Origin of the sequence: Lelliottia sp. (assembly GCF_045627565.1) — a bacterium.
GTDB lineage: Bacteria > Pseudomonadota > Gammaproteobacteria > Enterobacterales > Enterobacteriaceae > Enterobacter.
In genome coordinates, this window is the sequence record NZ_JAZQNX010000008.1 from 510,598 (window position 1) to 531,468 (window position 20,871).

20 protein-coding genes are annotated in these 20,871 nt (G+C 54.0%); 14 read left to right on the forward strand and 6 right to left on the reverse strand.

Translation table 11 applies throughout. From position 1 onward, the window contains the following. Nucleotides 1–61: 61 nt before the first annotated feature. Complete coding sequence (murJ, locus tag ACKI5T_RS07230; protein ID WP_012016979.1) at nt 62–1,597, forward strand: murein biosynthesis integral membrane protein MurJ; 1,536 nt, start codon at nt 62–64, stop codon at nt 1,595–1,597. 59 nt (nt 1,598–1,656) lie between these two features. Here the strand turns inward: murJ and flgN are convergent, their stop codons facing one another. The 3 genes from flgN to flgA form a co-directional block, all read right to left on the reverse strand. Next, nucleotides 1,657–2,079, reverse strand: a complete 423-nt coding sequence (flgN, locus tag ACKI5T_RS07235) for a flagella biosynthesis chaperone FlgN (RefSeq protein WP_407436672.1) — start codon at nt 2,077–2,079, stop codon at nt 1,657–1,659. Nucleotides 2,080–2,083: 4 nt separating this feature from the next. After that, the gene (flgM, locus tag ACKI5T_RS07240) at nt 2,084–2,383 is read right to left on the reverse strand and encodes a flagellar biosynthesis anti-sigma factor FlgM (protein ID WP_041689368.1); all 300 of its coding nucleotides are present in this window, start codon (nt 2,381–2,383) and stop codon (nt 2,084–2,086) included. A 92-nt stretch (nt 2,384–2,475) separates the two neighbouring features. Then, nucleotides 2,476–3,135, reverse strand: coding sequence for a flagellar basal body P-ring formation chaperone FlgA (flgA, locus tag ACKI5T_RS07245; protein ID WP_407436674.1), 660 nt, complete (start codon nt 3,133–3,135; stop codon nt 2,476–2,478). A gap of 158 nt (nt 3,136–3,293) precedes the next feature. Between flgA and flgB the strand changes: the two genes are divergently transcribed. The 11 genes from flgB to flgL all read left to right on the forward strand — a co-directional run bounded on the left by flgB (nt 3,294) and on the right by flgL (nt 13,152). Then, a complete protein-coding gene (gene flgB / locus ACKI5T_RS07250) occupies nt 3,294–3,710 on the forward strand; it encodes a flagellar basal body rod protein FlgB (protein WP_133630556.1) in 417 nt (138 codons plus the stop codon). Nucleotides 3,711–3,713: 3 nt separating this feature from the next. Then, nucleotides 3,714–4,118, forward strand: coding sequence for a flagellar basal body rod protein FlgC (gene flgC, locus ACKI5T_RS07255; RefSeq protein ID WP_186754082.1), 405 nt, complete (start codon nt 3,714–3,716; stop codon nt 4,116–4,118). Between the two features lie 11 nt (nt 4,119–4,129). After that, nucleotides 4,130–4,840, forward strand: a complete 711-nt coding sequence (gene flgD / locus ACKI5T_RS07260) for a flagellar hook assembly protein FlgD (protein ID WP_235135316.1) — start codon at nt 4,130–4,132, stop codon at nt 4,838–4,840. Nucleotides 4,841–4,866: 26 nt separating this feature from the next. Beyond that, a complete protein-coding gene (gene flgE, locus ACKI5T_RS07265) occupies nt 4,867–6,081 on the forward strand; it encodes a flagellar hook protein FlgE (RefSeq protein WP_133630553.1) in 1,215 nt (404 codons plus the stop codon). A 20-nt stretch (nt 6,082–6,101) separates the two neighbouring features. Continuing rightward, complete coding sequence (locus tag ACKI5T_RS07270; RefSeq protein ID WP_407436678.1) at nt 6,102–6,857, forward strand: flagellar basal body rod protein FlgF; 756 nt, start codon at nt 6,102–6,104, stop codon at nt 6,855–6,857. 11 nt (nt 6,858–6,868) lie between these two features. Next, nucleotides 6,869–7,651 carry a flagellar basal-body rod protein FlgG gene (gene flgG / locus ACKI5T_RS07275; protein WP_012016988.1) on the forward strand — a complete coding sequence of 261 codons (783 nt, stop codon included), beginning with the start codon at nt 6,869–6,871 and terminating at the stop codon, nt 7,649–7,651. 57 nt (nt 7,652–7,708) lie between these two features. Continuing rightward, nucleotides 7,709–8,407 (forward strand): flagellar basal body L-ring protein FlgH, encoded by a 699-nt coding sequence (gene flgH / locus ACKI5T_RS07280; protein ID WP_041689369.1) that lies wholly within the window; start codon nt 7,709–7,711, stop codon nt 8,405–8,407. A 12-nt stretch (nt 8,408–8,419) separates the two neighbouring features. After that, complete coding sequence (locus ACKI5T_RS07285) at nt 8,420–9,517, forward strand: flagellar basal body P-ring protein FlgI (protein WP_235135320.1); 1,098 nt, start codon at nt 8,420–8,422, stop codon at nt 9,515–9,517. Beyond that, nucleotides 9,517–10,470 (forward strand): flagellar assembly peptidoglycan hydrolase FlgJ, encoded by a 954-nt coding sequence (gene flgJ / locus ACKI5T_RS07290; protein ID WP_012016991.1) that lies wholly within the window; start codon nt 9,517–9,519, stop codon nt 10,468–10,470. The genes ACKI5T_RS07285 and flgJ overlap by 1 nt, the downstream gene beginning before the upstream one ends. A 73-nt stretch (nt 10,471–10,543) precedes the next feature. Then, nucleotides 10,544–12,184, forward strand: coding sequence for a flagellar hook-associated protein FlgK (gene flgK / locus ACKI5T_RS07295; protein WP_407436682.1), 1,641 nt, complete (start codon nt 10,544–10,546; stop codon nt 12,182–12,184). Nucleotides 12,185–12,198: 14 nt separating this feature from the next. Next, entirely contained in the window at nt 12,199–13,152 is a 954-nt protein-coding gene (gene flgL, locus ACKI5T_RS07300) for a flagellar hook-associated protein FlgL (RefSeq protein WP_407436684.1), read from the forward strand. An 80-nt stretch (nt 13,153–13,232) separates the two neighbouring features. On the opposite strand, the gene ACKI5T_RS07305 is transcribed toward flgL, so the two are convergent. Beyond that, nucleotides 13,233–14,444, reverse strand: coding sequence for an MFS transporter (locus ACKI5T_RS07305; RefSeq protein ID WP_407436686.1), 1,212 nt, complete (start codon nt 14,442–14,444; stop codon nt 13,233–13,235). A 109-nt stretch (nt 14,445–14,553) separates the two neighbouring features. On the opposite strand from ACKI5T_RS07305, the gene ACKI5T_RS07310 reads away from it, so the two are divergent. Next, complete coding sequence (locus tag ACKI5T_RS07310) at nt 14,554–15,486, forward strand: LysR family transcriptional regulator (protein ID WP_407436689.1); 933 nt, start codon at nt 14,554–14,556, stop codon at nt 15,484–15,486. A 57-nt stretch (nt 15,487–15,543) separates the two neighbouring features. On the opposite strand, the gene rne is transcribed toward ACKI5T_RS07310, so the two are convergent. Next, nucleotides 15,544–18,696 (reverse strand): ribonuclease E, encoded by a 3,153-nt coding sequence (gene rne, locus ACKI5T_RS07315; RefSeq protein WP_407436691.1) that lies wholly within the window; start codon nt 18,694–18,696, stop codon nt 15,544–15,546. Nucleotides 18,697–19,265: 569 nt separating this feature from the next. Here rne and rluC point away from each other — a divergent pair. Then, nucleotides 19,266–20,213, forward strand: coding sequence for a 23S rRNA pseudouridine(955/2504/2580) synthase RluC (rluC, locus tag ACKI5T_RS07320; protein ID WP_012016997.1), 948 nt, complete (start codon nt 19,266–19,268; stop codon nt 20,211–20,213). Between the two features lie 57 nt (nt 20,214–20,270). Here rluC and ACKI5T_RS07325 read toward each other — a convergent pair whose 3' ends face one another. After that, nucleotides 20,271–20,855 carry a Maf family protein gene (locus ACKI5T_RS07325; protein ID WP_407436692.1) on the reverse strand — a complete coding sequence of 195 codons (585 nt, stop codon included), beginning with the start codon at nt 20,853–20,855 and terminating at the stop codon, nt 20,271–20,273. Nucleotides 20,856–20,871: the final 16 nt, after the last annotated feature.

The following is a 20,871-nucleotide window of genomic DNA, read 5'->3' on the forward strand; positions in this document are numbered from 1 at the left end:
GCGCTTCTTTTAACGCCTGCATTGCAGGCGTTTTGCCGTGTGGTAGTGGAAATTCACGTTAATGAACTTATTAAAATCGCTGGCGGCCGTCAGCTCGATGACCATGTTTTCTCGCGTGCTGGGTTTTGCCCGCGACGCGATAGTGGCAAGGGTCTTTGGTGCAGGCATGGCAACCGACGCCTTTTTTGTGGCATTCAAATTACCCAATCTTCTGCGCCGTATTTTCGCAGAAGGCGCATTTTCCCAGGCGTTTGTCCCGATCCTGGCAGAGTACAAAAGCAAGCAGGGTGAAGACGCCACCCGCGTGTTTGTCTCCTACGTTTCGGGCTTGCTGACGCTGGCGCTGGCGATCGTGACGGTCGTCGGGATGCTGGCTGCTCCGTGGGTCATCATGGTGACTGCGCCAGGCTTTGCCGACACGGCGGATAAATTCGCCCTGACCTCGCAACTGTTGCGTATCACCTTTCCTTATATTCTGCTGATTTCACTGGCCTCGCTGGTGGGGGCGATCCTCAACACCTGGAACCGATTTTCGGTCCCGGCGTTTGCGCCGACGTTTTTGAACGTCAGCATGATTGGTTTTGCCCTGTTTGCCGCACCGCACTTTAACCCTCCCGTGCTGGCGCTGGCGTGGGCGGTTACCGTCGGCGGCGTGCTGCAGTTGGCTTATCAACTTCCGCATCTGAAAAAAATCGGCATGCTGGTGCTGCCGCGCATTAACTTCCGCGATGCGGGTGCGATGCGCGTTATTAAGCAGATGGGACCGGCGATTCTCGGCGTTTCTGTGAGCCAGATCTCCCTGATTATCAACACCATTTTTGCCTCGTTCCTGGTGTCGGGGTCGGTGTCATGGATGTATTATGCCGATCGTCTGATGGAGTTTCCGTCTGGCGTGCTGGGCGTGGCGCTGGGCACCATTTTGTTGCCGTCGCTTTCCCGAAGCTTTGCCAGCGGAAATCATGACGAGTATTGTCGCTTGATGGACTGGGGCTTACGCCTGTGCTTTTTGCTGGCGTTGCCCAGTGCGGTCGCGCTGGGCATCTTGGCAAAACCGCTGACCGTCTCATTATTCCAGTACGGGAAATTCAGCGCGTTTGATGCCCTGATGACCCAGCGCGCATTAGTGGCGTATTCCGTGGGTCTGATGGGGTTGATCGTCGTGAAAGTGTTGGCGCCGGGCTTCTATTCCCGTCAGGACATTAAAACGCCGGTCAAAATCGCCATCGTGACGCTTATCCTGACGCAGGTGATGAACCTGATCTTTATCGGTCCGCTGAAACACGCCGGTTTGTCGCTGTCGATTGGTCTTGGCGCATGCCTGAACGCTGGTTTGCTGTACTGGCAATTGCGTAAGCAAAACATCTTCACGCCGCAGCCGGGCTGGATGAGCTTCCTGATTCGTCTGGTGATTGCGGTTCTGGTGATGGCTGCAGCGCTAGTGGGAATGATGTACGTGATGCCTGAATGGTCAAACGGCACCATGCTGTTCCGTCTGCTGCGCCTGATGGCGGTAGTGGTGGTGGGAATGGCGGCCTATTTCGCCACGCTGGCGGTACTCGGTTTTAAAGTGAAAGAGTTTGCCCGCCGAACAGTATAGACGACGAAAGGGGAGCCACCTGCTGGTGCTCCCCGTCGTCTGTCTAATCGCGAAGGCGATTAAATCGAAATCTTTTTACCACCGCTGCGCGAGCTGGCCGTCTGGCCATTAGCGCCATACAGTCCAGGCTCCTGATGAGGTTTTAACACCTCGAGCGCCTGCTGATTGCGTTCAATCTGCCCCTCCAACAGCCAGCCGTTGTGCTGGTTGAGATCGCGAAGGTGCTGAGTTTTCTCAGTAATAGTCTGCCAGCGCTCAGCGATATCATCATTCGCGCTACGTCGCGGGTCTTGCTCCGCACGACGCTGTTGTTCCAGGTAATCCAGGGTTGCCAACAGCGAGCTTTTATCTTCAGTAATACGCTGCAAAGCGCTACCGGTAAAATGTCCCATGGACAGCTGCTGCTGTTCGGCATCCATTACCGTCTTCAGATCGTTCAGGACTACCGTCATCTGATCCAATATTTCTGACAGTCGACTCATACGGTTATTTACTCTGTAAGAAGCTCTGCGTTTCCTGAAGCAATGCATCAGCAATTTTGCTGGTGTCCATCTTCAATTCGCCGTTACGAATAGCTGCTTTCAGCGATTCGACACGTTCGACGTTGATATCATTTGTTGCAGGCTGCATCAGTTTTGACTGCCCATCACTGAGGGTGACGCTGGCGCTGGTGCTGCTCGCCGTGGACGATTTTTCTGCGCGTGCTTTCAGCACTGGCGCGTCATTCGTTTCACGAGGTTGTACAGTGCTAACCGGTTTCAGGGGCGATGTACGATCAATGCTCATAGTGTTGTCCTCATAGAGGTTCGCGGCGTTGGCGCCTGACATCATCATTTGTTAATTATTTATCGGCAGGTGTCGTGAAATCTTTAAAAAGATTATAGGTTAATCAGAATAATCCCATCAGAACCAACGGTTCCGCTTACAACCTGGCCGGAGGACATCCTCACGCGAGCATTTTGAGCGACGGCTGCGTTGTTTAACGCCTGGCCTTCGCTGTTCACACTAAATCCGTCCCCATTGGCGATAACCATGACGCGTTGCCCTGCTTTTACGCGCCATGCTTGACGCAGCATCGACAGTTGTATCGCTTGTCCTGGCGCTAAATCGCGCAGGCTAACGGAGTCTTGCGCCTGATTAATATCAAGCATAGTGCGCGGCGGGAGCTGATCCAGTCGACCGCGTTTTAATTCCACGCTGGTCGTCTGCAACACGCTTCCGCGGGCAATGGGCTGGGCGGCGACGACATAGTTGCCGGTCGCCTGCACGTTCACCTGTAAAAAGCGCTTTTCGTTGTTACAGCGCGCCAGCACGTTCACATTGCCCCACAGTTTTGTGGTGCCGGTGATGCTGAGCGCTGGTTGATCGCAGGAGGGCAGGAGATTGGGCTGCGTGCGGACAGTCACCGTCACCTCATCACTAAAGCCGGCCAGACGCTGGGCAAAAAACGCCGTCAGTTGGGCATTCAGATCCTGAGCCTGCGTCAGAGGACTTAAAAGTAAGAGGGTTGCGGCTAAGCCACTTTTGAACGACAGCATCACACATTCCCGCGGTTCCTGGATTTGAGACGATTCTACCCTTTAGGCTTTTTCTTCAACGCGACAAATAGCGACGCATTTTGCGTGTATTCCGTCGATAAGGTGTACGGGTTGAGTTTTAAGCTACATGCTGAAATTTCGCCATCAGCGGAGAAGACATGCTCGATAAACTCGACGCCTCGTTACGTTTTCAACAGGAAGCGCTCAACCTGCGCGCTCAGCGGCAAGAAGTGTTGGCCGGCAACATCGCGAATGCGGATACCCCCGGGTATCAGGCGCGCGATATGGATTTTTCCAGTGAGCTTAAAAAAGTGATGGAGCGTGGCCGCGCGGAAGGGACCGGTGTTGCCCTTGCATTGACGTCTTCGCGTCACATCCCCGCTCAGGCCATGACTGCCCCATCTACCGATTTACTTTACCGCATTCCCGACCAGCCATCCCTTGACGGTAACACCGTTGATATGGACCGGGAGCGCACTCAATTTGCCGATAACAGCCTGAAATATCAGACGGGCCTGACCGTTCTCGGCGGACAAATTAGAAGCATGCAGAGCGTTCTGCAGGGAGGCAACTAATTCATGGCCTTACTGAACATTTTTGATATCGCCGGTTCGGCGTTGACTGCCCAGTCCCAGCGTCTGAACGTTGCCGCCAGTAACATGGCGAACGCCGACAGTGTGACCGGACCAGACGGTCAGCCTTATCGTGCAAAACAGGTTGTCTTTCAGGTCGATGCTGCGCCGGGCGCGGCAACGGGCGGCGTGAAAGTCTCCAGTGTGGTTGAGAGCCAGGCACCTGACAAACTGGTATTTGAGCCGGGCAATCCGCTGGCTGATGCGAACGGTTACGTCAAAATGCCAAACGTCGACGTCGTCGGCGAGATGGTGAACACCATGTCCGCTTCCCGTAGCTATCAGGCGAACGTTGAAGTGCTCAATACCGTCAAGAGCATGATGCTCAAAACGCTCACTCTCGGACAGTAAAGGAGACACGAATGTCTATCTCCGTCAAAGTGAATGACCCGACTAACTCCGGCGTCGCAGGCACCAGCAGTACCAGCGGTTCTAAATCCCTGACGGGAAACAGCGCATCCGACCTACAAGGCAGCTTTTTAACGCTGCTGGTTGCGCAGCTGAAGAACCAGGACCCGACCAACCCAATGCAGAACAACGAACTGACCACGCAGCTTGCGCAGATCAGTACCGTGAGCGGCATCGAGAAGCTCAACACCACACTCGGCTCAGTGTCGGGTCAGCTTAATGATAGCCAGTCACTGCAAGCCAGTAACCTGATTGGCCACGGTGTGATGATCCCAGGGACCACTATCCTGGCAGGGACCAGCACGACCGAAGGCAATAGCACCACTACCACCACGCCGTTTGGCGTTGAGTTGCAGCAGACAGCCGATAAAGTCACCGCAACAATCACCAACAAAGATGGCGTCGCTGTTCGCGTCATCGATATCGGTGAGCTGAAAGCTGGCGTCCATACCTTTAGTTGGGATGGCAAATTGACTGACGGTACCACCGCGCCAAACGGTTCTTATAAAGTCGCGATTTCCGCCAGCAACGGAGCAAATCAACTGGTGGCGCAGCCACTGCAGTTCGCACTGGTGCAAGGTGTCACGCGTGGCGCTGATGGCAACAAACTGGATTTGGGTACTTCTGGTACCACTACGCTCGACGAAGTTCGGCAGATTATTTAAGCCTTAATACTTATCAGGAGTAACTCATGGCCTTTTCACAAGCGGTCAGCGGCCTGAATGCCGCTGCCACCAACCTGGACGTCATTGGTAACAACATTGCCAACTCCGCGACCTATGGTTTCAAATCCGGTACGGCGTCTTTTGCAGATATGTTTGCCGGTTCCAAAATCGGTCTGGGCGTAAAAGTTGCAGGTATCACCCAGGACTTTAACGACGGCACAACGACCAACACCGGTCGTGGACTGGACGTTGCCATCAGCCAGAACGGTTTCTTCCGTATGGTTGATGCCAACGGTTCTGTTTTTTACAGCCGCAACGGCCAGTTCAAGCTGGATGAAAACCGTAACATCGTCAACATGCAGGGTCTGCAGTTAACGGGCTATCCGGTTGCAGGTACGCCACCGACCATCCAGACCGGTGCAAACCCACAGGCGATTACTATTCCGAATACGCTGATGGCGGCAAAGTCCACCACCACCGCTTCTCAGCAGATCAACCTGAACTCAACGGATGCCGCTCCGTCAAAAGCCTTTAATGTTGCAGATACCTCTGACCCAGATTCTTACAACAAGAAAGGCACCGTGACTGTCTATGACAGCCAGGGTAATGCGCACAACATGAATCTGTTCTATGTCAAAGACACTGCCGCGAACAGCTGGAAGGTTTACTCCCAGGATGCGAGCGTACCGGGTAGCGCAGCAACACTGGCTACCACGTTGACCTTCTCTGCCAGCGGTGTGTTGACCGCGGGCGGTCAGGTTAACGTGACAACGGGGACTATCCCTGGTGCTACACCTGCGACATTTGCACTGAGCTTTGCTAACTCCATGCAGCAGAACACCGGTGCGAACAACATCGTGGCAACTAACCAGAACGGCTACAAGCCGGGTGACCTGGTGAGCTACCAGATCAACGACGACGGTACCGTTGTGGGGAACTACTCCAACGAACAGAATCAGGTTCTGGGTCAGATCGTGCTGGCAAACTTCGCCAACAACGAAGGCCTGAAATCCGAAGGTGATAACGTCTGGACGGCAACGCAGTCTTCCGGCGTGGCGCTGCTGGGTACAGCAGGAACCGGTAACTTTGGTTCGTTGACCAACGGTGCACTGGAAGCGTCGAACGTGGATCTGAGTAAAGAACTGGTGAACATGATCGTCGCGCAGCGTAACTATCAGTCGAACGCGCAGACCATCAAAACCCAGGATCAGATCCTCAACACGCTGGTCAACCTGCGTTAATCGTCTAACGGGATGATGTAATGGATCACGCAATATATACCGCGATGGGCGCAGCCAGTCAGACGCTGAATCAGCAGGCTGTGACCGCCAGTAACCTGGCGAACGCCTCTACGCCGGGCTTTCGTGCACAGCTTAATGCGATGCGCGCGGTCCCGGTCGAAGGGCTGACGCTGCCAACGCGTACGTTGGTTATCGCCTCTACGCCGGGTGCCGATATGACGCCTGGCCAAATGGATTACACCTCACGTCCGCTGGACGTGGCGCTCCAGCAGGACGGTTGGCTGGCGGTGCAAGCGGCTGACGGTACGGAAGGTTATACCCGTAACGGTAATATCCAGGTCGATTCCACAGGGCAGTTGACGATTCAGGGTCACCCGGTCATCGGCGAGTCGGGTCCGCTGACGGTGCCGGAAGGTTCGGAAATCACCATCGCGGCAGACGGGACCATTTCGGCCCTGAACCCTGGCGATCCTCCGAATACCGTGGCGCCGGTTGGCAAACTGAAGCTGGTGAAAGCGGAAGGCAATGAAGTGACGCGCGGTGATGACGGACTCTTCCGTACCAGCGCGTCGGCACTGGCCGCACGTGGTGCGACATTGCAGCCCGATCCGAGCATCCGCATCATGTCTGGCGTTCTGGAAGGCAGTAACGTTAAACCCGTTGCCGCCATGACCGATATGATTGCCAGCGCGCGTCGTTTCGAAATGCAAATGAAGGTTATCACCAGCGTTGATGAAAACGCCGGACGTGCTAACCAACTGCTGTCTATGAGTTAACAGGATTTCTTATGATCAGCTCTTTATGGATCGCGAAAACGGGTCTTGACGCACAGCAAACCAACATGGATGTCATCGCCAACAACCTGGCGAACGTCAGCACCAATGGTTTCAAGCGTCAGCGTGCCGTGTTCGAAGATTTGCTTTATCAAACCATTCGTCAGCCGGGCGCGCAGTCGTCTGAGCAGACAACGCTGCCGTCAGGCCTGCAGATTGGTACGGGCGTGCGTCCGGTTGCGACCGAACGTCTGCACAGCCAGGGTAACCTGTCTCAGACCAACAACAGCAAAGACGTTGCCATTAAAGGCCAGGGGTTCTTCCAGGTGCAGTTGCCTGATGGCACCTCGGCGTATACGCGCGACGGTTCTTTCCAGGTGGATCAGAATGGTCAGCTGGTGACGGCGGGCGGCTTCCAGGTTCAGCCTGCGATCACCATTCCGGCTAACTCCCTGAGCATTACCATCGGACGTGATGGCGTGGTGAGCGTGACGCAACAGGGGCAGGCAGCGCCTGTTCAGGTTGGCCAGCTTAACCTGACGACCTTTATGAACGACACCGGTCTGGAAAGCATTGGTGAAAACCTCTACACGGAAACCCAGTCCTCGGGTGCGCCTAACGAAAGTACGCCTGGCCTGAACGGCTCAGGTTTGCTGTATCAGGGTTATGTAGAAACGTCTAACGTCAACGTGGCGGAAGAGCTGGTGAATATGATCCAGGTTCAACGCGCGTATGAAATTAACAGTAAAGCAGTGTCGACGACCGACCAGATGCTGCAGAAACTGACGCAACTCTAAGGGGTAGTCCGGTGCGGTAAACGCTGCATCGGACCCCTGTTTTCGAAGATGAAGGTAATGCAAAAAAACGCGGCGTTTCGTTATCCAATAGTGACTGTTCTGGCCGTAACCCTCAGCGGTTGCGCCTTGATCCCGTCGAAACCTTTGGTGCAGGGTGCGACTACCGCCCAACCGATCCCAGGCCCTACGCCTGTGGTGAACGGTTCTATTTTCCAGACCGCACAGCCTATTAACTACGGCTACCAGCCGCTGTTTGAAGATCGCCGCCCACGTAACATTGGCGATACGTTGACAATCCAGCTGCAGGAAAACGTCAGTGCGAGCAAAAGCTCCTCGGCAAACGCCAGCCGCGATGGAAAAACCAATTTTGGCTTTGATACCGTTCCACGCTATCTGCAGGGCCTGTTTGGTAATGCCCGCGCCGATGTCGAAGCATCTGGCGGCAATAGCTTTAATGGTAAAGGTGGCGCAAACGCCAGCAATACCTTCAGCGGGACGCTGACCGTGACAGTTGACCAGGTTCTGGCCAACGGCAATTTACATGTTGTGGGTGAAAAACAGATCGCCATCAATCAGGGCACTGAGTTCATTCGCTTCTCCGGTGTGGTTAACCCTCGCACCATCAGTGGCAGCAACACCGTGCCGTCCACTCAGGTGGCGGATGCGCGTATTGAATACGTCGGAAACGGCTATATCAATGAAGCGCAGAATATGGGTTGGCTGCAACGTTTCTTCCTTAATTTATCGCCGATGTAAGCAAGGTGACCTATGTTTAAAACCCTTTTCGGAATGGTGTTGGTACTCGTGGCGACGTTCGCCCAGGCTGACCGTATTCGCGATCTCACCAGTGTACAGGGCGTACGAGCAAACTCACTGATCGGCTACGGCCTGGTCGTCGGCCTGGACGGTACGGGCGACCAGACCACCCAGACGCCTTTCACCACGCAAAGTTTGAATAACATGCTTTCCCAGCTCGGTATTACGGTACCGGCAGGGACGAATATGCAGCTGAAAAACGTGGCGGCGGTGATGATCACCGCCTCCTACCCGGCGTTTGCCCGACAGGGCCAAACCATCGATGTGGTGGTTTCGTCGATGGGTAACGCGAAAAGCCTGCGCGGCGGAACGTTGCTGATGACCCCTTTGAAAGGGGTGGATAGCCAGGTTTATGCGCTGGCGCAAGGCAACATTTTTGTCGGCGGTGCGGGTGCATCAGCAGGCGGAAGCAGCGTGCAGGTCAACCAGCTGAACGGCGGTCGCATTACAAACGGTGCGATTATCGAGCGTGAACTGCCGACCCAGTTTGGCGCAGGCGACACCATCAATCTTCAACTGAATAATGAAGACTTCACGATGGCGCAGCAGATTGCCGACACCATTAACCGCAGCCGTGGCTACGGCAGCGCGACGGCGCTGGATGCGCGCACCGTGCAGATCCGTACCTCCAGCGGCAGCAGCAATCAGGTGCGTATGCTGGCGGATATCCAGAATATGGAAGTCAACGTTCCGCTTCAGGATGCCAAAGTGATCATCAACTCGCGTACGGGTTCGGTGGTGATGAACCGCGAAGTGACGCTGGATAGCTGTGCCGTGGCACAGGGTAACCTCTCCATCAGCGTGAACCGCTCGGCGCAAGTCAGCCAGCCGGATACGCCATTTGGTGGTGGACAGACTGTCGTCACGCCACAAACGCAGATTGATATGCGCCAGAGCGGTGGTTCACTGCAAACCGTGCGTTCGAGCGCCAATCTGAACAACGTCGTGCGTGCCTTGAATGCGCTGGGTGCGACACCGATGGATTTGATGTCGATTTTGCAGTCCATGCAAAGTGCGGGCTGTCTGCGCGCCAAACTGGAAATCATCTAATGCTGAGCGATAGCAAACTGATGGCAAGTGCGGCCTGGGATGCCCAGTCGCTCAACGAACTGAAAACCAAAGCGGGACAAGACCAGGCGGCTAACCTCCGCCCGGTTGCCCGCCAGGTGGAAGGGATGTTTGTGCAGATGATGTTGAAAAGCATGCGTGAAACGTTACCGAAAGATGGAATGTTCAGCAGCGATTCAACGCGTCTCTACACAAGCATGTATGACCAGCAGGTTGCTCAGCAAATGACGTCCGGGAAGGGGCTTGGCCTCGCCGATATGATTGTGAAACAGATGCAGGCGGCTCAGGGGATTCAACCCGAAGAGCAGACGCAGCAGGTTCCGATGAAGTTTGACCTGGAAACGGTGACGACCTATCAGAACCAGGCGCTCACGCAGATGGTGCGTAAGGCGATGCCGAAGCCTGCAGAAAGTAACGATGAGGCGCTCTCCGGCGACAGTAAAGATTTCCTCGCCCAACTTTCGCTGCCAGCGCGTCTGGCCAGTGAACAGAGTGGGGTGCCACATCACCTGATTCTGGCGCAGGCAGCGCTCGAATCAGGGTGGGGCCAGCGACAGATTCGCCGCGAAAATGGCGAGCCGAGCTTTAATATTTTTGGTGTTAAAGCTTCTTCTGGCTGGAAAGGCCCGACGACAGAAATCACGACGACAGAATATGAAAACGGCGCGGCGGTGAAGATCAAAGCCAAATTCCGCGTCTACAGCTCTTATCTCGAAGCCCTCTCAGATTATGTAAGCATCTTGAGCCGAAATCCGCGCTATGCGGCTGTCACCAATGCCGCGACGGCAGAGCAGGGCGCGCAAGCATTGCAAAATGCAGGCTATGCGACCGACCCGCAATATGCCCATAAACTGACGAACATGATTCAACAGCTTAAATCCATGGGCGAGAAGGTCAGCAAAGCCTATAGCAACGATCTCGAAAATTTATTCTAAAGACTCAAGTTTGTGCTTCGGCTGTCGATAATCCTTATCAGGACCCGTGTCTGAAAGTTTAAAAGGAACCTCAATGTCCAGTTTGATTAACAGCGCTATGAGTGGCCTCAGTGCGGCTCAGGCCTCACTGAATACAGTCAGTAATAACATTTCCAGCTATAACGTGGCAGGTTATACCCGTCAGACCACCGTGCTGGGTGCAGCAAACAGTACGTTGACGGGCGGCGGTTGGGTCGGTAACGGCGTGTACGTTAATGGCGTACAGCGAGAATACGATGCGTTCATCACCAATCAGCTGCGCGCTGCGCAGAACCAAAGCAGCGGGCTGACCACGCGCTATCAGCAGATGGCAAAAATTGACGACGTGCTGTCTGATACCACGAAATCTCTTTCTACGACGTTGCAGGGTTTCTTTACTAGCCTGCAAACGTTGGTCAGTAATGCGGAAGATCCCGCTGCGCGCCAGACAGTGCTTGGAAAAGCCGATGGCCTGGTCAATCAGTTTAAGGTGACCGACCAGTATCTGCGCGACCAGGATAAGCAGGTTAACACTGCGATTGCGACCAGCGTCGATCAGATCAACGCTTATGCGACGCAGATTGCTACCCTCAACGACCAGATTTCACGTCTGACCGGTGTGGGTGCAGGCGCCTCCCCAAATAATCTGCTCGATCAGCGTGACCAGTTGGTCAGCGAATTGAATCAGATTGTCGGTGTGGACGTCTCTGTACAGGACGGCGGCACGTACAACGTATCATTCGGGAACGGCTACACCCTGGTGCAGGGCAGTTCCGTCACTAAGCTGGCGGCAATGCCTTCAAATGCCGATCCTGCCCGTATGACTGTGGCGTATGTCGATCCTGCGGCGGGTAATGTTGAGATTCCTGATAAGGCGCTAAACACCGGATCGCTGGGTGGCTTGATTACCTTCCGTAATGAAGATCTGGATAAGACGCGTAATAACCTTAATCAGATGGCGCTTGCGTTTGCTGATTCCATGAACCAGCAGCATGAAAAAGGTTTTGATGCCAACCATGATGCGGGTGGAAAATTGTTCAGTTTCGGTACGCCATCCGTTATGGAAAATGGCAAAAACACCGGAAGTGCGACCGTTACCGCGACCATCGATGACAGTTCAAAAGTTCAGGCGACCGACTACAAACTGGAATTCAACGGTTCTGACTGGACGGTCACGCGTCTGTCAGACAAAACCACGTTTACCGCAACCCCGGATGCTAGTGGGGATATGACATTTGATGGCGTTAAAATTAACGTCAGCGGTGCAGCGGCTAATAAAGACAGTTTTGTGGTTAAGCCGGTCGTCGACACCATCGTCAATATGGAACTTCTGATTAAAGATGAGTCCAAACTGGCGATGGCTTCGGACGCGACAGCAGGCGAGAGCGATAACCGTAACGGCAAGGCACTGCTTGCACTGCAAACTACCAAAACTGTCGGTGGAAATAAAAGCTATAACGATGCCTACGCCGCGTTGGTCAGTTCCGTGGGTAGCCAGACGGCTGCACTGAAGACCAGCAGCGCGACCAAGACCAACGTGGTGACACAGCTTAGCAATCAGCAGCAGTCGATTTCTGGCGTGAACCTCGATGAAGAGTACGGCAATTTGCAGCGCTTCCAGCAATATTACCTGGCGAATGCGCAGGTTCTGCAAACAGCCAGTACCCTTTTCGACGCCATCATTAATATTCGCTAAGGCCGAGGTAAAAAATGCGCATTAGCACTCAAATGATGTACCAGCAAAATATGCGTGGGATTACTGAATCCCAGAGCAAATGGCTGGGTTACGGTGAGCAAATGGCCACCGGCAAACGCGTTAATCGTCCGTCTGATGATGCCATCGCCTCCTCGCAGGCCATTGTGCTTTCTCAGGCGCAATCGCAGAACGAACAATATAAGCTGGGTCGCACCTTTGCGAAACAGAAGGTCTCGCTGGAAGATAACGTGTTAAACCAGGTTAACGTGGCGATCACCAGTGCCCAGGAAAAAATCGTTTATGCCGGTAACGGTACGCTGAGCGATGATGACCGTCTTTCACTGGCGTCTGATTTGAAGGGTATCCGCGATCAACTGATGAACCTGGCGAACTCCACAGATGGTAACGGTCGTTTTATTTTCGCGGGCTATAAGACAGAGACCGCGCCGTTCGACTCGGCGACGGGGACCTATAGCGGCGGAACTGAACCTATTACTCAGCAAGTGGATTCTGCGCGCAATATGGCTATCAGTCATACCGGTAAGCAGATCTTCGAAAGCATCACCAGCAACGCGCAGGAAGTGCCGGGCGGCGGTTTTGGTGAACAGAACATGTTTAAAATTCTCGACACCGCTATCGCCGCGTTGAAGGTGCCAGTAGACACAGATTCAGGTGCTGCTGCTACGCAGAAAGAGGCTCTGCAAACCGCAGCCGTCGGCATTAAGAATACCCAGAATAATGTGCTGACTGTCGTTGCGGACGTCGGGACGAAGCTGAATGAACTCGATACGCTGGATTCATTGGGAGCTGATCGTACGCTGGGACAAACCCAGCAGATGAGCGACCTGGTTGATGTTGACTGGAACGCGGCGATTTCGTCTTACACCATGCAGCAAGCAGCGCTCCAGGCTTCGTATAAAGCGTTTACGGATATGCAGGGAATGTCTCTGTTCCAGCTGAACAGATAACAAAATTGACCTCTTAGAACATGTCTTGAAACTGGATATGTTTTGTCTGCCCAACCCGGAATTCCGGATTGGGCTTTTTTTTATCGATTTTGTGCCTGAACAGCAACCACTCGCGCACCCTCAATCAGACGGATCAGCAGTGCTATTGCGCCACACACCGTTGCCAGTGCTATCACGCCGGACCAGCCTACCATCGCGTACACTTTGCTTCCTAACGCTGAGCCAAGCGCCATGCCGATAAAGATAACCGTGAACAACAGGGCATTGAGACGTCCACGGGCCTGCGGTTCGAGGCTGTAAACCAGATTCTGGTGTGCAACCAGGCTTGACTGCAGACCGAGATCAAAGCCCACGGCGGAGACGGCAATCAGGATTAGCTGTCCGCTGGTGCCCAGCGCTGGCATTAAAAACATCAGTGCGAAGGATACGGTCACTAGTGCTGCGCCCAGTTGTGTCACTTTGGCCGCGCCGAGTCTGTCGGCCAGACCACCCGCCAAGGGAGCGGCTAACGCACCTGCTGCGCCTGCAATCCCGAATCCACCGGCCACCGCGCTGCCAAGGTGATAGCGGTCTAACAGCATGACCGCCAGCGTTGACCAGAAAGCGCTAAAGGCAATCGACAAAAACCCTTGTGCCAGCGCGGCACGACGCAGGGCAGGATAGCGACGCCACAGATGTTCCATCGAACGCAGCAATGCCGGGTAGCTCAGCGTGGAATGAATCGCAAAGCGCGGTAAGACAGCCCACATCACTACGCCGATAATCGCGATGCTCCCTGCCGCCAGCTGATACATCACGCGCCAGCCGAAGGCTTCACCAACCACACCGCTGACGGTACGAGACAGGAGAATGCCCAGGAGTAAACCGGTCATCACGGTACCGACGGTTTTACCCTGCTTCCCTTCCGGTGCGAGAATGGCTGCCGCAGGAACGATATCTTGCGCCATAGTCGCGGCCATGCCGATCAGTAAGCTGGTGAACAGTAACGAGTGAAGCTGTTCAGTCAGGCTGCATCCGAGAAGAAACAGCGCCAGCGCCGCACTTTTGAAAAGGATTAATGCGCGGCGATCGTGTCTGTCACCAAGGGGAAGCAGGAACAGAATACCCAGTGCGTAACCCGCTTGCGTTAATGTGGGGACCAGCCCCATGCCAGCGATACTCAGATGAAGATCTGCGCCCATCAGAGGCAGAAGCGGTTGTGCATAGTAAATTGATGCAACGCTGAAACCTGCGCCAATGGCGAGGATAAAAATAGTCCAGCGGCTGGTTTGTGTAGCGATGGCTGCGTTCATTGGGTGTACCTCATTCATGGAATGAGGCTATTTTTGCGCAATCCCGCTTGAGGCGGTAGCCAGTAGGGTGGTAAAACATTTATACGCATAACGTATAGCCACGAGCAAAATGAAAAGAACTGAGCGTATAGATAGAGTGGAGCTGATGCGTACATTTATTCGCATCGTGGAGTCGGGTTCGCTCTCGGCTGCGGCAAGACAGCTCGACACCACACAGGCGACCGTCAGTCGGCGCTTGCAGTCCCTGGAAACGCTGCTCGGCGTCCGGCTGTTACTTCGCACCACCCACGCGATGAAATTAACCGACGATGGCGAGCGCTGCTATCACCATGCAAGGCGGGTAATCGACAGCTGGCTGGCGCTGGAAGATGAAGTGGGTCAAGCCGAAGATGAGCCGGTGGGGATTTTACGCGTACGCGCGCCGCATGCGTTTGGCCAGGAACAGTTGTTGCCACCGTTGATGCAGTTTCTGACCCGCTACCCACAGCTCTCAATCGAGTGGAAACTCAATGACAGATCGGTTGATTTTCTCAGCGATGATATCGACTGTGCGATTCGCGTGGGAGCCGAAGTCGATCCTGCCACGGTGTCCGTCTTGCTTGCCGAAGTTCCCCGCAGCGTTGTTGCGTCTCCAGCGCTGCTGGCGCAGTTCGCTACGCCAGTGCATCCCGACGATCTCAGCGCGTTGCCGTGGGTGGCGCTCAGCACTTTTTATCATCAGCATATTGAGCTATTCAAAGGAGGGCTTATAGAGCCGACGCGCGTCGCTATTTCGCCTCGCCTGAGCACCGACAGCTTATATGTCGCGCGAAACACTGCGCTGATGGGGCTGGGTGTGGCAGCGGTGTCAAGCTGGACGGTGGAAGAGGATATTCGCCAGGGAAGGCTGGTTCATCTTTTGCCTGACTGGCAACCCGCCCCTTTGCCGGTACACCTGGTTTATCCGTGGTCGCGTTATTATCCGGCACGATTAAGACGATTTCTGGAGATGATGCGAGAGGTCATGCCGCAGATGGCGGGTATGCGAAAGCCACTCGCGTAGCCATTTCAGGCAATAAAAAAGCCGACCATGAGGTCGGCTTTTCATTAGGGCTGCGAATTACTCAGCAGACTGCGGACGTGTTGCCGGCGCAGTTGCCTGATGAGTAGCGCTGTGACCACCCGCAGAACCTTTACCTTTGAAATCGAACGCAGGACGCACCCAGTCACTCTGACGTGGCGCTTCTGGCTGATATTCCGGTGCTGGAGCACGCGTCATCGGCGCTGTCGCGTAGTGATTACCGACAACAGCAGTTGCAGCTGGTTGTGGCTTCACCTCAACAACAGGCTGCTCAACAACAACGGCTGGCGCAGGTTGTTCAGCTTCAGCGACAACATCTGCCACGGCTTCAGATTCCACTTCCACTTCTGCCACAACGTCTGCTTTCACTTCGGCAACAGCAGGCTGTTCCACGAACGTGTCAGTTGGAGTCGCAAGTTCAGCGGCTTCAGCGATTTGCTCAGCAACAGCAGCATCTTCTTGCGCGATAACCTGAGGTTGAGCATCAACCGGCGCTGCGATCACTTCCGGATGCGTAGTTTCAACTTCAACCGTTTCAACCGCCTGCGGCTCAGCTACGACGTGTTGCACTTCTTCAACCGCAACAGGCGCAGCGACCATTGGCTCAACGGTTTCAACTGCAGTCTGCTCTTCAAATTGCTGATCCTGAGGACGGGCAATCGGATAGCGGATCCACACTTTACCGGAGGCCATTTCTGGCGACACGCAGGCAACGGCCATTGGCATCGGTGACTGCGTTGGGTAACGCTCGTCACGATAGCGACGACGACGCTGACCGCTCACGCGCAGGTGGCGCGGAGAGCGACGGGAACGACGTGGCATACCATTGTTATCACGCGCTTCCGCATTATCGTCTTGCTCATGCGTTGGCTCAACGACAGCAGGAAGATCCAGTTTTGCCAGTTGCGTGTTCTGCGTTTCTTCAACAGCAGGTTCGCTCACAACGGTCGTTGCAGCTTCAGTTTGTTCAGATTCGAAACGAACTTTCTGCGACAGTTGACGCTGCTTACGACGCGGCATGACCTGGACGCGCTCTTCCTGCTCAGTTTCCTGAACAGCTGGCTCTTCAAGAGTGACGGCTTTAACTTCCTGCTGCGCCTGGCGCTTATCGTCATTACGACGACGGTTACGCTCACGACGTGGCTGCTGCTCGTCACGCTGTCTGGATTTTTCAGGCTCATCGCCCGCTGGCTGGCGGATTTCACGATCTTCCGCATTCTGCTGCGGTTTTTCGCGACGGTTGCGACGGTTGTCTTCGCGCGCTTCACGACCTTCGTTGTTTTCAGAACGATTATCACGGTTGTCGCGGTTATCACGATTATCGCGGTTGTCACGGCGGTCGTTACGATCGCGGCGATTGTTCTGACGTTTACGACGGTCCTGCTGCGGACGCTCTTGTTTCTCTTCTTTCGGAGTCGCTTTCGGCTCTTCAGGCTGAGCTTCTTCACCCGCAAACATTTTCTTCAGCGCGCTGAAGATACGACCCAGCAGACCCGGTTCTGAAGACGTCACGCGAGTTTCGGTTTCAGATTTCTGCACTGCAGGTTTAATGGTCGCTTGCTGCTCAGAAGGTGCCGGAGGTGCTTCAGGCATGATGAAAGTAGCCAATGCTGGCTGCTCAGGGAGTTTACGCTCCGCTGGCTCTTCATCAGAAGGCATCGCCATCTCTTCTTCGTGCAGCTTCGGCAGCAGGTAGCTCAGAGTTGATGTCTCTTCACCTTTGCGTACGCGGAGCACGGAGTAGTGCGGAGTTTGCATCTGATCGTTTGGAACGATAATGCAACGTACCCCAGCCTGGCGTGCTTCAATGGCACTGACTGCTTCACGTTTTTCGTTCAGCAGGTATGAGGCCACAGGAACCGGAACAATAGCGTGAACTTCTTTGGTGTTCTCTTTCAGCGCTTCTTCTTCGATGAGACGCAGAATGGAGAGTGCAAGTGATTCGTTGTCACGCACGGTACCTGTACCGCTACAGCGCGGGCAGACATGGTGGCTGGATTCACCCAGAGAAGGACTCAGACGCTGACGTGACATCTCCAGAAGACCAAAGCGAGAAATATGGCTGATCTGGATACGGGCACGATCCTGACGAACCGCATCACGTAGACGGTTTTCCACGGCGCGCTGGTGGCGCACTGGCGTCATGTCGATAAAGTCGATAACGATCAGGCCACCGAGGTCGCGCAGACGAAGCTGACGGGCAATTTCATCTGCGGCTTCAAGGTTGGTGTTGAACGCGGTTTCTTCAATATCGCCGCCGCGGGTTGCGCGTGCGGAGTTGATGTCGATAGCGGTCAGTGCTTCGGTCGAATCGATAACGATGGAACCGCCAGAAGGAAGGCGCACTTCACGCTGGAAGGCAGACTCAATCTGCGATTCGATCTGATAGTGGCTGAACAGCGGGATTTCTCCGGTGTACAGTTTGATTTTGCTGGTGAAATCTGGACGACCCAGTGCAGCGATGTGCTGGCGCGCCAGCTCAAGCACTTTCGGGTTATCGATCAGAATCTCACCGATGTCCTGACGAAGATAATCACGGAAAGCACGAACGATAACGTTACTTTCCTGGTGAATCAGGAACGGAGCCGGACGGTTTTCGGCAGCTTTCTGGATGGCTTCCCAGTGCTTCAGACGGAATCCTAAGTCCCACTGCAACGCTTCGGCAGATTTACCGACGCCTGCAGTACGTACAATCAGACCCATGCCATCAGGCAGTTCAAGACTGGCCAACGCTTCTTTCAGCTCGGTACGATCGTCGCCTTCAATACGGCGAGAGATACCACCCGCACGCGGGTTGTTTGGCATCAGTACCAGATAGCTACCCGCCAGGCTGATAAAGGTTGTCAGCGCAGCACCTTTGTTGCCGCGTTCTTCTTTATCAATCTGTACAATGACTTCCTGGCCTTCGCGCAGCACATCTTTGATGTTCGGACGACCATGGGAGTTATAGTTGGCAGGGAAATATTCGCGGGCAATTTCTTTCAGAGGAAGGAAACCGTGACGCTCAGCGCCGTAATCGACGAAAGCGGCCTCCAGGCTTGGTTCAATGCGGGTGATTTTGCCTTTGTAAATGTTCGCTTTTTTCTGTTCGTGTCCAGGACTTTCGATATCCAGATCGTACAGGCGCTGCCCATCCACAAGGGCGACACGCAGCTCTTCTTGCTGAGTTGCGTTGATTAACATTCTTTTCATCGTAACTTACTCATTATTCTTACATTGACGACTAAGCTGCGGGCAAGGTGACGCTTTCCGGGGTATGAACCGATGGCCTCGTGACTGTGACGTCGCCAACCTCACGGTTGTCGCTCGTTTAAGAGGCGCAAAGTGTCGGTTGCCTGTTTTTCATAAGGAAATACAGCGCAATTATCAGGGGAACAGCCTGGGAGAACTCTCCAGAGAAGATTCCATTTACCGGTAAGTACTGCAACCCGCAGCCCGCTAACTGTCTGAAAGATCAATACGTCTTACGCCATTGCTGCGTTGATGATCGGTCAGACAAAATTGGTCATTCCGTCGTTATCCTTACAAAACCCGGATTTAACACGGAAAACGACTTCATTATTCCATTGCTAACCCAGTTATAGCAAGATGACTTTTACCAATTATCACCCGGTTACTCACAGTTTCTTCACTTCAAAGTGATGATTGGTTTAATAACCACCAAATCGATTGCGTCGAGAGAGAGCAGGCTGATTAAAAGTAAATATAAGCACATAAAAATGAGTGGCGCTAATGCCTGACGATATTTAGAATCGCCAACCATGAAAACAGAGACTCCATCCGTAAAAATGGTTGCTATCGCTGATGACGAAGCAGGGCAACGAATCGACAACTTTTTACGCACCCAGTTGAAAGGTGTGCCAAAGAGTATGATTTATCGCATCCTGCGCAAAGGCGAGGTGCGAGTGAACAAAAAACGCGTGAAGCCGGAATACAAACTGGAAGCCGGTGATGAAGTGCGTATCCCGCCAGTGCGTGTCGCTGAACGCGAAGAAGAAGCGGTATCGCCGCATCTCAATAAAGTGGCGGCGCTGACCAATGCCATTTTATATGAAGACGACCATATCCTGGTGCTGAACAAACCTTCGGGTACAGCGGTACACGGCGGTAGCGGGTTAAGCTTTGGCGTTATTGAAGGTTTGCGTGCGTTGCGGCCAGAAGCCCGTTTCCTGGAACTGGTCCATCGCCTTGATCGCGATACGTCTGGCGTGCTGCTGGTGGCGAAAAAACGTTCCGCGTTACGTTCGTTGCATGAGCAACTGCGTGAGAAAGGGATGCAAAAAGATTATCTGGCGCTGGTGCGTGGCCAATGGCAGTCCCATGTGAAAGTGGTGCAAGCACCGCTGTTGAAAAATATTTTGCAGAGCGGTGAGCGTATCGTTCGCGTCAACAGCGAAGGCAAGCCCTCGGAAACACGTTTTAAAGTCGAAGAGCGTTACGAATTTTGTACTCTGGTACGCTGCAGTCCTGTCACGGGACGTACACACCAGATTCGCGTGCATACTCTTCATGCCGGTCATCCGATCGCGTTTGACGATCGTTATGGCGATCGTGAGTTTGATAAACAACTGGCTGGCACCGGATTATCGCGTTTGTTCCTTCATGCTGCCGCGTTGAAATTCACGCATCCAGGCACGGGTGAAGAGATGCGCGTAGAAGCGCCGCTGGACAATCAGCTCAAGCGCTGTCTTAAGATTCTGCGCGGGTAGTATCATGCCGGTGGCGCTGCGCTGTTTTTCGAACAACAGCGCAGCGCCACCTGCTTATCACGCCATCAACGGGTTAGCATCCTCACGTCGCAGCATCTGGCAAAGCGCAATGAGCGGTAAGCCAACCAACGCATTCGGGTCGCGACCATCCAGTTTTTCAAATAGCGCAATTCCCAAACCTTCACTTTTGAAACTCCCAGCGCAATTCAACGGGCGTTCTTTGCGGACATAATCCTCGATTTCTTGTTCGCTCAGATGGCGGAAATGCACATCGAAAGGTTCGCATTCTGTCTGCAGATGACCGGTGGCAGAGTTGTAGAGCGCCAGGCCAGTATAAAAGGTGACAATAGTTCCGCGTGCTTTCATTAATTGCAGGCGGGCGTTCTCTTCGGTGTGGGGTTTACCGGTAATTTCACCGTCCAACACGCAAACCTGATCGGAACCTATAATCAGATGATTGGGATAGCGCCTGGCGAGACTTTGCGCTTTTTCCTGCGCCAGACGCAAAACCAAATGGCGTGGCGATTCAGCAGGTTGTGGCGTTTCGTCAGTAATGGGCGCCGCACACTCGAAGGGAACACCCAGCTTTTCAAGCAGCGCACGTCGGTAAGGCGAAGTGGAAGCAAGTACGAGATTCTGCATATTTTTTTCACCAGAT